Origin of the sequence: Pseudomonas rossensis, from assembly GCF_039888995.1 — a bacterium.
Classification (GTDB): domain Bacteria; phylum Pseudomonadota; class Gammaproteobacteria; order Pseudomonadales; family Pseudomonadaceae; genus Aquipseudomonas; species Aquipseudomonas rossensis.
Window position 1 is genome coordinate 1 of record NZ_JBBWCB010000142.1, and the last position, 13,332, is coordinate 13,332.

General features: G+C 59.7%; 13 protein-coding genes and 1 tRNA gene. 7 read left to right on the forward strand and 7 right to left on the reverse strand.

Annotation, left to right across the window (positions count from 1 at the left end):
- The 3 genes from WLY71_RS25635 to WLY71_RS25645 form a co-directional block, all read left to right on the forward strand.
- The coding region (locus WLY71_RS25635) for an EAL domain-containing protein (RefSeq protein WP_347805773.1) at positions 1-500 on the forward strand (500 nt) is incomplete at its 5' end.
- Positions 501-599: 99 nt separating this feature from the next.
- Positions 600-1,394, forward strand: a complete 795-nt coding sequence (locus tag WLY71_RS25640) for an exodeoxyribonuclease III (RefSeq protein WP_046054235.1) — start codon at positions 600-602, stop codon at positions 1,392-1,394.
- A gap of 112 nt (positions 1,395-1,506) precedes the next feature.
- Positions 1,507-2,334, forward strand: coding sequence for an arylamine N-acetyltransferase family protein (locus tag WLY71_RS25645; protein ID WP_347805774.1), 828 nt, complete (start codon positions 1,507-1,509; stop codon positions 2,332-2,334).
- A 3-nt stretch (positions 2,335-2,337) separates the two neighbouring features.
- Here the strand turns inward: WLY71_RS25645 and WLY71_RS25650 are convergent, their stop codons facing one another.
- Together WLY71_RS25650 and WLY71_RS25655 are read right to left on the reverse strand one after the other, a co-directional pair.
- Positions 2,338-2,823, reverse strand: a complete 486-nt coding sequence (locus tag WLY71_RS25650; RefSeq protein WP_347805775.1) for a hypothetical protein — start codon at positions 2,821-2,823, stop codon at positions 2,338-2,340.
- A 134-nt stretch (positions 2,824-2,957) separates the two neighbouring features.
- Complete coding sequence (locus WLY71_RS25655; protein WP_347805776.1) at positions 2,958-3,419, reverse strand: hypothetical protein; 462 nt, start codon at positions 3,417-3,419, stop codon at positions 2,958-2,960.
- Between the two features lie 185 nt (positions 3,420-3,604).
- Between WLY71_RS25655 and WLY71_RS25660 the strand changes: the two genes are divergently transcribed.
- Complete coding sequence (locus WLY71_RS25660; RefSeq protein ID WP_347805777.1) at positions 3,605-5,122, forward strand: nucleobase:cation symporter-2 family protein; 1,518 nt, start codon at positions 3,605-3,607, stop codon at positions 5,120-5,122.
- A 178-nt stretch (positions 5,123-5,300) separates the two neighbouring features.
- Here the strand turns inward: WLY71_RS25660 and WLY71_RS25665 are convergent.
- Positions 5,301-5,376, reverse strand: a tRNA-Asn gene (locus tag WLY71_RS25665).
- Positions 5,377-5,603: 227 nt separating this feature from the next.
- Between WLY71_RS25665 and WLY71_RS25670 the strand changes: the two genes are divergently transcribed.
- Positions 5,604-5,834 carry a hypothetical protein gene (locus WLY71_RS25670; RefSeq protein WP_008007186.1) on the forward strand — a complete coding sequence of 77 codons (231 nt, stop codon included), beginning with the start codon at positions 5,604-5,606 and terminating at the stop codon, positions 5,832-5,834.
- On the opposite strand, the gene WLY71_RS25675 is transcribed toward WLY71_RS25670, so the two are convergent.
- Together WLY71_RS25675 and WLY71_RS25680 are read right to left on the reverse strand one after the other, a co-directional pair.
- Entirely contained in the window at positions 5,831-6,031 is a 201-nt protein-coding gene (locus WLY71_RS25675) for a hypothetical protein (RefSeq protein ID WP_347805778.1), read from the reverse strand. The two genes, WLY71_RS25670 and WLY71_RS25675, sit on opposite strands and share 4 nt — an antisense overlap.
- A gap of 235 nt (positions 6,032-6,266) precedes the next feature.
- Positions 6,267-7,463: an amino acid aminotransferase gene (locus WLY71_RS25680; protein WP_095128606.1), complete on the reverse strand. Its 1,197-nt coding sequence runs from the start codon at positions 7,461-7,463 to the stop codon at positions 6,267-6,269.
- A 337-nt stretch (positions 7,464-7,800) separates the two neighbouring features.
- On the opposite strand from WLY71_RS25680, the gene uvrB reads away from it, so the two are divergent.
- Entirely contained in the window at positions 7,801-9,816 is a 2,016-nt protein-coding gene (gene uvrB / locus WLY71_RS25685; protein ID WP_149631826.1) for an excinuclease ABC subunit UvrB, read from the forward strand.
- Between the two features lie 161 nt (positions 9,817-9,977).
- On the opposite strand, the gene WLY71_RS25690 is transcribed toward uvrB, so the two are convergent.
- Positions 9,978-11,528 carry an MDR family MFS transporter gene (locus WLY71_RS25690; RefSeq protein WP_347805779.1) on the reverse strand — a complete coding sequence of 517 codons (1,551 nt, stop codon included), beginning with the start codon at positions 11,526-11,528 and terminating at the stop codon, positions 9,978-9,980.
- Positions 11,518-12,567: an HlyD family secretion protein gene (locus tag WLY71_RS25695; RefSeq protein WP_347805780.1), complete on the reverse strand. Its 1,050-nt coding sequence runs from the start codon at positions 12,565-12,567 to the stop codon at positions 11,518-11,520. The genes WLY71_RS25690 and WLY71_RS25695 overlap by 11 nt, the downstream gene beginning before the upstream one ends.
- Before the next feature lie 219 nt (positions 12,568-12,786).
- Between WLY71_RS25695 and WLY71_RS25700 the strand changes: the two genes are divergently transcribed.
- On the forward strand, positions 12,787-13,332 hold a 546-nt coding region (locus tag WLY71_RS25700), incomplete at its 3' end, for a glutamate--tRNA ligase (protein ID WP_347805781.1).

Below are 13,332 nucleotides of genomic sequence, written 5' to 3' on the forward strand. Positions count from 1 at the left end.
ATTTGTCGCCTGTGCAATTTGCCCGCAGCGATGTGGTGGAGGACGTCAGGGAGGCATTGATCCAGACCCGTTTACCGGCCAGTCGTCTGGAGCTGGAGATCACCGAAAACGTGATGCTCATCGATGTGGATGGCGCGTTGGCGACTATGAATGCGCTCAAGGAACTGGGCGTGCGGTTGAACATGGACGACTTCGGTACCGGCTATTCGTCCCTGGGTTACTTGCGCACCTACCCGTTCGACGGGATCAAGATCGACAAGCGTTTCATCTCGTCCATGAGCGGCGGCGGCAATGATCGCGCCGTGGTGCAGGCGATCATCAACCTGGGCAAAGCCATGGGCTTGACCGTGACGGCAGAAGGCGTCGAGACCCTGGAGCAACTGGACTTCCTGGTCTCGGACCAGTGCAATGAGGTGCAGGGTTTCTACTTGAGTCGGCCTATGGAAAAGCAGGCGTTGCTGCCATTGCTCAAGGCGTCGCATGACGAGTTTCCAGTGTAGGGACGTGCCTTTAGTCGCCTGACTCGCTCGTAGAGGCAACTGCCGGGGCGCACCCCCGGTCACAACTGGACATCGACCCTGCGTTGCGAGCGTTGGAACATGAAGAACCTGAAAATCGCGACATTCAACGTCAACGGCATGCGCGCCCGACTGCCCAACTTGCTGGCCTGGCTTGCGCGAGAGCAACCGGACATTGCGTGTTTGCAGGAGCTCAAGTCGGTCGACAGTGCTTTCCCCGCCGCCGAGCTTGAGGCCGCTGGCTACGGCGCGATCTGGCAAGGTCAGTCGTCGTGGAACGGCGTGGCGATTCTGGCGCGGGATGCTCAGCCGCTGGAGAGTCGTCGAGGCCTGCCGGGTGATGACAGCGACACCCATAGCCGGTATCTGGAGGCCGCCGTGCACGGGATTCTGGTGGGCTGCCTGTACCTGCCCAATGGCAACCCGCAGCCGGGGCCGAAGTTCGATTACAAGCTGGCGTGGTTTGAACGGCTGATCCATTACGCGCAGACGCTTCAGGCCAGTGAGCATCCCGTGGTGCTGGCCGGTGACTACAACGTGGTGCCCACTGACCTGGACATCTACAACCCGCGATCCTGGCTGAAGGATGCGTTGCTGCAACCTGAAAGTCGCGAGTGTTATCAGCGCCTGCTGGCCCAGGGCTGGACCGATTCCTTGCGTCATCTGTATCCGGAGGATCGGCTCTATACCTTCTGGGATTATTTTCGCCAGCACTGGCAAAAGAACTCAGGGCTGCGCATCGACCATCTGTTGCTTAACCCGGCGCTCAGCCCTTATCTGCAGGAGGCCGGAGTCGATGCCTGGGTTCGCAACGAGCCCCACGCGAGTGATCATGCGCCGACGTGGATTCGGTTGAGTTCGCGCAAGCGGCGTTGAGATTGAAGTGTGTGGCGATTGGCTAAATCAATTGTCAGTCGAGCCGCTTTATCCCTTATACATGGCGCCCATCGGCGGAGAAATCCGCGGCCCCCTGCATAAGGACTGAGCAATGAGCGAGCCACACCTGAGCAATCTTGCGTTGTACCTGCAGCGCCTGGGCTTCGACGCGCCTCCGGCGCCGACCCTGGAAACCCTGCGCCAACTTCAACTGCGCCACACCGGCGTCTTCCCGTTCGAAAACCTCAGCACGTTGTCGGGCCAGCCGGTGCTCATCGACCTGCCGTCAATCGAGCAAAAGGTCCTGCGCGATGGCCGCGGTGGTTACTGCTACGAACTCAACAACCTGTTCCTGGCCTTGCTCCAGGCACTGGGCTTCGATGCTTGCGGCATCTCCGGCCGAGTGGTCATGGGCCAACCCGAAGGCGCGTGGACCGCCCGTACACACCGCTTGAGCCTGGTAACCCTGGACGGCGTGCGCTACATCACCGACGTCGGCTTTGGCGGCATGGTGCCCACCGCACCGCTGATGCTCGATACCCCGGCTGAACAGTTCACACCTCACGAACCCTATCGCATCGAGCAGCACGAGGATGGCTACACCCTGCGCGCCAACGTCGCCGGCGAATGGCGGGCGATGTACATTTTCGATTTGCAGCGCCAGGAAGACATCGATTACGCCGTTGGCAACTGGTACGTCTCGACCCACCCCGAATCGTCTTTCGCCAGGCAGCTGATGGTGGCGCGCACCGGGGAGGGGTGGCGACGCACGCTGAACAACGGCAGTTTTGCGATTCATCGGATCGGCCGTGATACTGAGCGGCGGCAGGTGACTGATGTGGATGAATTGATGGGTGTGTTGCGCAGCGAGTTCGACATTCGGGTGCCGCGGGAGGCGGCGTTGCGCCGGGTTATAGAAGGGTTGATTCAACAGCCCTGAACCTCACAGCTCCAGCCCCTCCTGTACCACCGAAAGCAGAGTGTCTTCGGTCATGGCAATCGCATCCGGCTGTTGCCCGGATTGATCGATCGCTTGCAGCCACCACTGTGTCTCGCCGTGTTCGTTCACGGTTCGCAGCATCGAAAGAGCCTTTGCCTGGGTGCGGATTTCGACCCGCCCGGCACCATCCTCAGTGAAACGAGCGACGGGGTCGAAGGTGATGCTGTGGTGGTTGCCTTCAATCAGTAACTGGTCGATGGCGTAGTCGTAGGTCGCCCCGTCGAGATGACGCTCGAAGACGTGCGTCGGCACTCGCCGAATGTTCAGCCCGGCTTCGCTGAGCGGCGCCAGCCAGGCTTCGATGAGGTGGTACAGCTCGTAAACCTGTGCAGGCCAGCTGTCTATCTGCTGATCGGCGCAATGTGTCGCGTCGTCGCTGGACTGCTGGGTTTGCTTCAGTTTCGCGGCGAGTTGGTCAGCCTTGCTCATGTCGATTTCCTATCGTGGTCTCAGTGAGAGCGTACCTCTATCAAGGTAGTGCACGTCTTGCCTTGCGTCATGTTGCCGGGAGGTTTTGGCTTCAAGGGGCTTGCCCCGCCAAAGGGCGAATCGCTCAAGGGTGTTCATGGTCGTGAGGGGGCCCGGGATTTTGTGTCACTTTGGATCTTCTGGACTCGGCGCCACGCCCAGTGGGTGATCAGCCCGACTGCCGCGCCATCGATCAGCCAGAACGACCACAGCAACCGCCATTTCGGGTGAAGACAGACCAGCCCGGCGATCGCCACCCCAGCCAACACGCCAGTCGCCCAGTTGGCATAACCCTTGGCGCTGAGCCAGGCGTACAGCGGCGTGAAGCCTACGAGCAGCGGCACCATGCCGAAGACCACGCCACCGACCAAAACAGGCACAAAGACGCCGACGCCAACCCAGAGGCCAACCTCCAGGTCAGGGGAATCCATGGCAAAGGGCACGGCAATCGCCAGGGCTTGCACGGCGACCACGGTGCAAAACGCGCCAAAGGTCAGGGGCAGGATCTGGGCAAGGTGTTCGAGTGTTGAGCGGTCATTCAAGGTGTCGGCTTCCATGTCCGTAATTGTCCGCCAGGGCTGCGGAGCGGCAGAGTTTAACAGGGAAGCTGCGGCGCAAGTCTCTAGTGTGGAATGGCCATGTGTCCATCATCTGACTGACAATTTGTATACAACTATATAGACATTTGTCCTGAGTCTTGCATACAGTGTGCGCATAACAAAAACCAGGGAACCCCCCAACCATGAAAACGCCCCATGTTTCACACCAACGGCCTGAGGACGAAAATCTCGGGATCGGCGCGAATATGGCTTACGGCCTGCAACACGTTCTGACCATGTACGGCGGTATCGTCGCGGTGCCTTTGATCATCGGCCAGGCGGCCGGTCTCTCGCCGGCGGACATCGGTTTGTTGATTGCTGCTTCACTGTTTGCGGGGGGCTTGGCGACATTACTGCAAACGCTGGGTTTACCGTTTTTCGGCTGCCAATTGCCGCTGGTACAGGGCGTGTCGTTCTCTGGCGTCGCGACGATGGTGGCGATTGTCAGCAGTGGCGGGGAGGGCGGGTTTCAATCGATTCTCGGGGCGGTGATTGCCGCGTCGTTGATCGGCCTGCTGATCACGCCGGTGTTCTCGCGAATCACCAAGTTTTTCCCGCCGCTGGTCACGGGCATTGTGATCACCACCATCGGTCTGACGCTGATGCCAGTGGCTGCGCGCTGGGCCATGGGCGGTAACAGCCATGCCCCGGACTTTGGCAGCATGGCGAACATCGGTCTGGCGGCGGTGACACTGGTGCTGGTGCTGCTGTTGAGCAAGATCGGCAGCGCGACCATCTCCCGCTTGTCGATCCTGTTGGCCATGGTCATCGGTACGGTGATCGCGGTGTTCCTTGGCATGGCAGACTTCTCGTCCGTCACTCAGGGCCCGATGTTCGGCTTCCCGACACCCTTCCATTTCGGCATGCCGACCTTCCACTTCGCCGCGATCCTGTCGATGTGCATCGTGGTCATGGTGACCCTGGTGGAAACTTCGGCTGACATCCTGGCAGTGGGTGAAATCATCGGCACCAAGGTCGACTCCAAACGCCTGGGCAACGGCCTGCGCGCCGACATGCTGTCGAGCATGATCGCGCCGATCTTCGGCTCCTTCACCCAAAGTGCCTTCGCTCAGAACGTCGGGCTGGTGGCGGTGACCGGGATCAAGAGCCGTTTCGTGGTGGCTACCGGCGGTTTGTTTCTGGTGATCCTCGGTTTGCTGCCATTTATGGGTCGCGTCATCGCTGCTGTACCGACTTCTGTCCTCGGCGGCGCCGGTATCGTGCTGTTCGGCACCGTGGCGGCCAGCGGTATTCGTACGCTGTCCAAGGTCGATTACCGCAACAACGTCAACCTGATCATCGTCGCCACCTCCATCGGCTTCGGCATGATCCCCATCGCTGCGCCGAACTTCTACGACCACTTCCCAAGCTGGTTCGCCACGATCTTCCACTCGGGCATCAGCTCGTCGGCGATCATGGCCATCGTGCTGAACCTGACCTTCAACCACCTCACTGCCGGTAACTCCGATCAGCAGTCGGTATTCGCGGCCGGTACTGAGCGCGTCCTGCGTTATCAGGATCTGGCGGCGTTGCGCGAAGGGGATTATTTCAGCGAAGGCAAACTGCGCGACTGCGACGGGAATGAAATTCCGGTGGTGGAGGCGGTTCATGAGTCGAACGAGCATCGAGCGGCTCACACCAAAAGCAGTGAGCATGTCTGACAGTTGTATTCGCTTAAAAGGCTGGTAGATCAAAAGATCGCAGCCTCGTTTCACTCGACAGCTCCTACAGTGGAACGCAATTCTCTGTAGGAGCTGTCGAGTGAAACGAGGCTGCGATCTTTTGGCCACAAAAAAGCCCCTGAACCTTTCGATTCAGGGGCTTTTCGATATTGCTGTCTGGCTCCACGACCTGGACTCGAACCAGGGACCCAGTGATTAACAGTCACTTGCTCTACCAACTGAGCTATCGCGGAATGGCGTGTATGTTACTGATTCAAAAAGAGAAGTCAAGCACCTGTTAGCAGTTTGACGGGTTCATGGGGACGGACGGTGGTTTATCGACCGTGGGCGGTTACCAGAATCGTCTCAGAGGTCTACCATGGCCGCCCGGAAGTGGTTACACGCGCTGCCGGCCATTCGCCGAAAAGGTACGCGCCATGAATCACCCAACCACCACACCTAGCCACAACGGGGTGTTCGCATGAGCATCGCTCAGATCAGCCTGCCCAAAGGCGTCGGCCCTCACGCCGAAAAACTGTTCGACGCAATCACTCAGGCCAGCACCGCTGACGAATTGAACCGTGCCGGTGGCAAGGCCGAAGGGTTTGTCCTGGGCCTGGAAAGCACCAAGGCCATCAAAAGCCAGGTAGCCGAATCGCTCTATGTCGCCTATGACGACGCTGCCAGCCAGCGCGCAACCGAACTGGCCTAACCGCCGAAGGTGACGGTGGCGAGCATCAGTTTGGTGTACAGCATCGTTGCGGCCAGCTGCACCAGCCACAAGGCCAGGCCGCCGAGAAACACGCCGGCAGCGACTTGCATCACCAGGTTGTTACTGCGTTTGGCCGGGGTGCGAGGCACGAAGTGGTCCAGCTCATCGCGGTCGGCGCGTAGGTCATCGTTTTTCATGTGGGCTCTCGTAAGAATTCGGGTGTACATAAAACCTGTGGGAGCGAGCTTGCTCGCGATGAGGGCATCACATTCAACATTGATGTTGGCTGGCCGGCCGCTATCGCAGGCAAGCCAGCTCCCACATTTAATATGTGTGCAGTCTAGAGCGGTCGTTTGCTGCGCTGGGATTTATCTGAGACAAATAAAAAACGGGAAGCCATTTGGCTTCCCGTTTTTCGTATCACCGGACGACTCAGATCACCGCAACGATGGCCTTGGTCACGACGTCGATGTTGCTCTGGTTCAACGCGGCCACGCAGATGCGGCCGGTGTCCAGGGCGTAGATACCGAACTCGCTGCGCAGGCGGGTCACTTGCTCAACCGTCAGGCCGGAGTAGGAGAACATGCCGCGCTGACGACCGACGAAGCTGAAGTCACGTTGTGGCGCGTTTTTCGCCAGCAGGTCGACCATCTGGATGCGCATGCCGCGAATCCGCAGGCGCATTTCAGCCAGTTCTTCTTCCCACTGAGCGCGCAGTTCCGGGCTGTTCAGTACAGCGGCGACAATGCTTGCACCGTGGGTCGGCGGGTTGGAGTAGTTAGTGCGGATCACCCGTTTGACTTGCGACAGCACGCGCGCGCTTTCTTCTTTCGATTCGCTGACGATCGACAGAGCGCCCACGCGCTCGCCGTACAACGAGAAGGATTTGGAGAACGAGCTGGAGACGAAGAAGGTCAGGCCCGATTCAGCGAACAGACGCACGGCAGCGGCGTCTTCGTCGATACCATCGCCAAAGCCCTGGTAGGCCATGTCGAGGAACGGTACGTGACCTTTGGCTTTCACCACGTCCAGTACGTTATTCCAGTCCGCCGGGCTCAGGTCCACGCCGGTCGGGTTGTGGCAGCACGCGTGCAGGACAACGATGGAGCCGGACGGCAGGGCGTTCAAGTCTTCCAGCAAGCCAACACGGTTCACGTCGTGGGTCGCGGCGTCGTAGTAGCGATAGTTCTGCACCGGGAAACCGGCCGTTTCGAACAGCGCGCGGTGGTTTTCCCAGCTCGGGTCGCTGATCGCCACGACAGCGTTCGGCAGCAGTTGCTTGAGGAAGTCGGCACCGATTTTCAGTGCGCCAGTACCGCCAACGGCTTGGGTGGTGATGACGCGGCCAGCGGCGATCAGTGGCGAGTCATTGCCAAACAGCAGTTTCTGTACGGCCTGGTCGTAGGCAGCAATGCCGTCGATCGGCAAGTAGCCACGGGAAGCGTGTTGAGCGACGCGAATCGTCTCGGCTTCGACAACGGCGCGCAGGAGTGGAATTCGCCCCTCCTCGTTGCAGTAAACACCGACCCCCAGGTTGACCTTGTTGGTACGGGTATCGGCGTTGAATGCTTCGTTGAGGCCCAGGATTGGATCACGTGGTGCCATTTCGACAGCGGAGAACAGGCTCATTTTGCGGCGGCTCTGAATGGAAAGTGGAGGGACGTGTCGCGCTCCAGCCGAATGCACTAGAGCGGTGCACAAACGGGGAGCTAGTATAGAGGCCATCCGCGATTGATGGCGACAGACGATTCGGCTTTTGCGGTAAGTTTTTCCGATTATTTCTCGATCGTTAGTCGATTGGCATCGTCAAAAGTTTTACCCGATGTAGGACGTTTGCCTTGAAAGCGCGGGCAATCGGCTCCACATTGAGCACAATCCAGTTTTTTCCTCGGGCGACATCGGTCGTTTGCGGTCTTTCCCGTTGCTGCCCGGTTCGCCCGGACAGGCGCGAACCCAGAGGTTTTTCATGTCTGAATTCCAGCTAGTCACCCGCTTCGAGCCCGCCGGCGATCAGCCGGAAGCCATCCGCCTGATGGTCGAGGGCATCGAAGCCGGGCTGGCGCACCAGACGTTGCTCGGTGTGACCGGCTCGGGCAAGACCTTCAGCATCGCCAACGTGATCGCCCAGATTCAGCGTCCGACCCTGGTGCTGGCGCCGAACAAGACCCTGGCCGCGCAGTTGTACGGTGAGTTCAAGGCGTTCTTCCCGAACAACGCCGTCGAATACTTCGTTTCCTACTACGACTACTACCAGCCCGAAGCCTACGTGCCGTCTTCGGATACGTTCATCGAGAAAGACGCCTCGATCAACGATCACATCGAGCAGATGCGATTGTCGGCGACCAAGGCACTGCTGGAGCGAAAAGACGCGATCATCGTCACCACGGTGTCGTGCATCTACGGTCTGGGCAGTCCGGAAACCTATTTGAAGATGGTGCTGCACGTGGATCGCGGCGACAAGCTCGATCAGCGTGCGTTGTTGCGTCGCCTGGCAGACCTGCAATACACCCGTAATGACATGGAGTTTGCCCGTGCGACCTTCCGGGTCCGCGGCGATGTAATCGATATCCACCCGGCGGAATCCGATTTCGAAGCGATCCGCATCGAGCTGTTCGATGACGAAGTCGAGAGTCTGTCGGCCTTCGATCCGCTGACCGGCGAAGTGATCCGCAAGTTGCCGCGGTTCACGTTCTATCCGAAAAGCCACTACGTGACCCCGCGAGAAACCCTGCTGGGTGCCGTCGAAGGGATCAAAGTCGAGTTGCAGGAGCGCCTGGACTACCTGCGCTCCAACAATAAACTCGTTGAGGCCCAGCGCCTGGAGCAGCGCACCCGTTTCGACCTGGAGATGATCCTCGAACTGGGTTACTGCAACGGCATCGAAAACTACTCGCGCTACCTGTCGGGCCGTGAATCCGGCCAGGCGCCACCAACTTTGTTTGACTACCTGCCGGCTGACGCCTTGCTGGTGATCGACGAATCCCACGTCAGCGTGCCGCAGGTCGGCGCCATGTATAAGGGCGACCGTTCGCGTAAAGAGACGCTGGTGGAATACGGTTTCCGTCTGCCGTCCGCGCTGGATAACCGGCCGATGCGCTTCGACGAGTTCGAAAACATCAGCCCGCAGACAATCTTTGTCTCGGCCACACCGGGCAATTACGAGGCGGAGCACGCCGGTCGCGTGGTCGAGCAACTGGTCCGCCCGACTGGCCTGGTGGACCCCCAAATCGAAATCCGCCCGGCGTTGACCCAGGTTGACGATTTGCTTTCGGAGATCGGCAAGCGCGTGGCGCTGGAGGAGCGGGTGCTGGTCACCACGCTAACCAAGCGCATGTCTGAAGACTTGACCGATTACCTGGCCGACCACGGCGTGCGGGTGCGTTATCTGCACTCGGACATCGACACCGTGGAACGGGTCGAAATCATCCGCGATCTGCGTTTGGGCACCTTCGATGTGCTGGTGGGGATCAACCTGCTGCGTGAAGGCCTGGACATGCCGGAAGTCTCGCTGGTGGCGATCCTCGATGCGGACAAGGAAGGCTTCCTGCGTTCGGAGCGCTCGCTGATCCAGACCATCGGCCGGGCGGCGCGCAACCTCAATGGTCGGGCGATTCTCTATGCGGATCGCATCACCGGCTCCATGGAGCGGGCGATCGGCGAAACCGAGCGTCGTCGCGACAAACAGATTGCCTTCAACCTGGCCAATGGCATCACGCCCAAGGGCGTGTTCAAGGACGTTGCCGACATCATGGAAGGCGCCACCGTGCCGGGGTCGCGTAGCAAGAAGCGCAAAGGCATGGCCAAGGCCGCCGAGGAAAACGCCAAGTACGAAGCGGAACTGCGCTCACCGGGCGAGATCGCCAAGCGTATCAAGGCGCTGGAAGAGAAAATGTACCAACTCGCCCGCGACCTGGAGTTCGAAGCAGCGGCGCAGATGCGCGACGAGATTGGCAAGTTGCGTGAGCGGTTGATTACTGTCTGAGTTTTGCAGTGCCTGAACCGGCCTCATCGCGGGCAAGTCGGATCGCCGCACCGCCGCTCCCACAGGGTTTGTGGGTGGACACAAATTATGTGAACACCCTCAATCCTTGTGGGAGCGGCGGTGCGGCGATCCGACTTGCCCGCGATTGGGGCGCCTCGGTCTCAATGTGCTTCGCCAGCCTTCAGTCCCGCCGGCAACGCCTTGGTCAGCAACACCGCCAGCATGCTGATCCCCAGAGCAATCCCGACAAAGTGAAACGCATCGTTGTAAGCCATGATCGACGCCTGCTGATGCGCGATTTCACTGAGCTTGCCCAGCGCTGCCGTCTCACTGCCAAACCGATCCGTCAGCGACGCCATGCGCTCGGCCACCTGCGGGTTGGTCGGCACAATCGCTTCACGTAAATAATCAAAGTAAGTCTTGGTTCGCGCATCCAGTAACGTGGCGAGGAGGGCGATGCCAATCGCGCCGCCGAGGTTGCGCAGGATGTTGAACAGGCTCGACGCCGACCCCGCGTCCTGCGGCAGGATGTAGGCAGTAGCGATCAACGAGATGGTCACCATGATCAGCGGCTGGCCCAGCGCGCGGATGATCTGGATTTGATTGAACTGCGGCCCGGCGAAGTCCGGGTTCAGTACGCCCGATGAAAAGCTCGCCAATCCGAATAGCCCGAAACCCAACGTGCACAGCCATCTCGGCGAGACGTACTTCATCAGCTTCGGCACCAGCGGAATCAGAAACAGCTGCGGCACGCCCATCCACATGATCACTTCGCCGATTTGCAGGGCGTTGTAGTTCTGGACCTGCGCCAGGTACAGCGGCAACAGGTAGATCGAGCCGTACAGTCCGACACCCATCCCGACACTGGAAATACTCGATAAACCAAAGTTTCGATTGCGCAGGATGCCGAGGTTGATCAGCGGATTGGGCTTGGACGTCTGCACGATCACAAAGGTGATCAGGCTGACTAGCGCGATGCTGCCCAGGGTTACGATCAGGCTCGATTCCAGCCAGTCCTTGCGATGGCCTTCCTCCAAAAACACCTGCAAACAACCGAGGCCGACGCCCAGCGTGAGAATGCCCAGGTAGTCGGTGCTTTTCAGTAGTTCCCAGTGGGCTTCTTTCTTCTCCAGGCCGTACATCAGACCGGCGATCATGATCAGGCCCGGCGGAATGTTGATGTAGAAGATGTATTCCCAGCCCCAATTCTCGGTCAGCCAACCGCCGAGAGTCGGACCGATGGAGGGCGCGAAGGTTGCGGTCATGGCGAACATGGCCATGCCTTTGGCGCGGTGGTGTTCGGGGAGTTTGATCAGCGTGAGGGTGAACGCCAGCGGGATCAGCGCGCCGCCGGTGAAGCCTTGCAAGGCGCGGAAGACGATCATGCTTTCCAGGCTCCAGGCCATGGAGCAGAGCAGGGAAGCGGCGAGAAACCCGAGGGACACCCACACCGCCAGCCGTCGCGCCGAGAGCAACTGCACCAGCCACGCCGTCAGCGGGATCATGATGATTTCCGCCACCAGGTACGAGGTGGAAATCCACGAGCCTTCTTCCAGGGTGGCCGACAGCGCGCCCTGAATATCTTTGAGCGATGAGTTGGTGATCTGGATGTCGAGCACCGCCATGAAGGCGCCGAGCATCACGCTCATTACCGCGATCCAGTCCCGCCGGGTCGGTTCGCCGACCGGGCGGATCAGTTGATCACCGGCCATCGTCAGGCGTGTCTTTGATGCTCACTTTGGCGGTGACCGACATGCCCGGACGAATCTTGCCTTTCAGCGGATTGTTCGCGGCGAAGGTCAGTTTTACCGGAATCCGTTGTACGACTTTGGTGAAGTTGCCGGTGGCATTGTCCGGCGGCAACAGGCTGAACTGCGCGCCCGAAGCGGCGAACAGGCTGTCGACTCGTGCTTCGATGGGCGTGTTGCTGTAGGCATCGAACGTCAGCTCGGCTGTTTGGCCGGGCTGCATGTGGCCAATCTGGGTTTCCTTGAAGTTGGCCTGAATCCAGATGTCCTGATCCGGAACGATCGACATCAGGTAAGCACCTGCCTGCACATACTGGCCTTCGCGGGCGGCGCGCTGGCCGACCAGGCCGCTGATGGGCGCGTGGATTTCGCTGCGGGTCAGGTTCAGTTCGGCCTGGGCCAGATCGGTTTTGGCGTTGGCGATCATGGCGTCGAGGCGTTTGATCTCGGCGGCCAGGGAGTTGATTTGTTGACGCTGACTTTGTGCGTCCGCCTGGGCCTTGGTCACTTGCGAGCGGGCGATGTGGTTGTCGGCGGAGAGGGTGGTCACCCGTTCTTCCGAGACGTAGCCGGGTTTGCGCAGGGTTTGCGCGCGAGACAAATCGATCTGCGAACGACCGAGACTGGCCTGGCTGGACGCGACTTGCGCCTCGCTGGCGGCGATCAGACTGGCTTGCTGAGTCAGTTTGCTTCGGGCTTGCAGGCGTTCGGCTTCACGGGTGGCGAGGGTGGCGTTGGCGCGGTCGACGGCGAGGTGGAAGTCATCGCCTTCGAGCTTGATCAGCAACTGACCTTTCTCGACGTGCTGGTTGTCCTGCACCAGTACTTGATCGATACGTGCGCCCAGTTGGCTCGACACGCGGGTGATCTCGCCCTGGACATAAGCGTTGTCGGTGCTTTCATAAAACCGTCCCTTGAAGAACCACTGGGCAAAAAAGCCCCCGGCAACCAGTAGGACGAGCAGCAGGAAAATAAACAGGCGACGCTTGAGTTGGGCAGGCATGGGCAGACTGTAGTCGAGAAATTGTAAGGAAAGTTATCAGTGGTCAAATCTGGCATACAGCGAATGATGGGTAAATGCCATCGGCTGATAATCGGCCATTCACCAAGGCTAGAGCGCGTTGTAGACGCAACCTTGGCTTAAATGCCCTCCTCACTGGAGCCGGGCGGGCAACGCCTGTTACCATTCGCCCTTTGTTTTATCTTCATTTCGAGACTTGCCATGACCACCGTCCGCACTCGCATCGCGCCATCGCCTACCGGGGATCCCCACGTAGGTACCGCTTACATCGCTTTGTTCAATTACTGCTTTGCCAAGCAGCACGGCGGTGAGTTCATCCTGCGGATCGAAGACACCGACCAATTGCGTTCGACCCGCGAGTCCGAACAACAGATTTTCGACGCCCTGCGCTGGATGGGCATCAACTGGAGCGAAGGCCCGGACGTTGGCGGCCCGCACGGTCCTTACCGTCAGAGCGAGCGTGGCGACATCTATCAGAAGTACTGCCAGCAGTTGGTCGAAATGGGCCACGCTTTCCCGTGCTTCTGTACGGCCGAAGAACTCGACCAGATGCGCGCCGAGCAAATGGCCCGCGGCGAAACCCCGCGTTACGACGGCCGTGCGCTGTTGCTGTCCAAGGAAGAAGTCGCGCGTCGCCTGGCCGCTGGCGAGCCGCACGTGATCCGCATGAAAGTGCCGAGCGAGGGCGTTTGCGTGGTACCTGACATGCTGCGTGGCGACGTCGAGATCCCGTGGGATCGTATGGAC

Excerpts from the sequence above, each read along its gene's own strand:
- WLY71_RS25640 (WP_046054235.1), top strand. The coding sequence starts at position 600 with ATGAAGAACCTGAAAATCGCGACATTCAACGTCAACGGCATGCGCGCC.
- WLY71_RS25645 (WP_347805774.1), top strand. The coding sequence starts at position 1,507 with ATGAGCGAGCCACACCTGAGCAATCTTGCGTTGTACCTGCAGCGCCTG.
- WLY71_RS25650 (WP_347805775.1), bottom strand. The coding sequence starts at position 2,823 with ATGAGCAAGGCTGACCAACTCGCCGCGAAACTGAAGCAAACCCAGCAG.
- WLY71_RS25655 (WP_347805776.1), bottom strand. The coding sequence starts at position 3,419 with ATGGAAGCCGACACCTTGAATGACCGCTCAACACTCGAACACCTTGCC.
- WLY71_RS25660 (WP_347805777.1), top strand. The coding sequence starts at position 3,605 with ATGAAAACGCCCCATGTTTCACACCAACGGCCTGAGGACGAAAATCTC.
- WLY71_RS25670 (WP_008007186.1), top strand. The coding sequence starts at position 5,604 with ATGAGCATCGCTCAGATCAGCCTGCCCAAAGGCGTCGGCCCTCACGCC.
- WLY71_RS25675 (WP_347805778.1), bottom strand. The coding sequence starts at position 6,031 with ATGAAAAACGATGACCTACGCGCCGACCGCGATGAGCTGGACCACTTC.
- WLY71_RS25680 (WP_095128606.1), bottom strand. The coding sequence starts at position 7,463 with ATGAGCCTGTTCTCCGCTGTCGAAATGGCACCACGTGATCCAATCCTG.
- uvrB (WP_149631826.1), top strand. The coding sequence starts at position 7,801 with ATGTCTGAATTCCAGCTAGTCACCCGCTTCGAGCCCGCCGGCGATCAG.
- WLY71_RS25690 (WP_347805779.1), bottom strand. The coding sequence starts at position 11,528 with ATGGCCGGTGATCAACTGATCCGCCCGGTCGGCGAACCGACCCGGCGG.
- WLY71_RS25695 (WP_347805780.1), bottom strand. The coding sequence starts at position 12,567 with ATGCCTGCCCAACTCAAGCGTCGCCTGTTTATTTTCCTGCTGCTCGTC.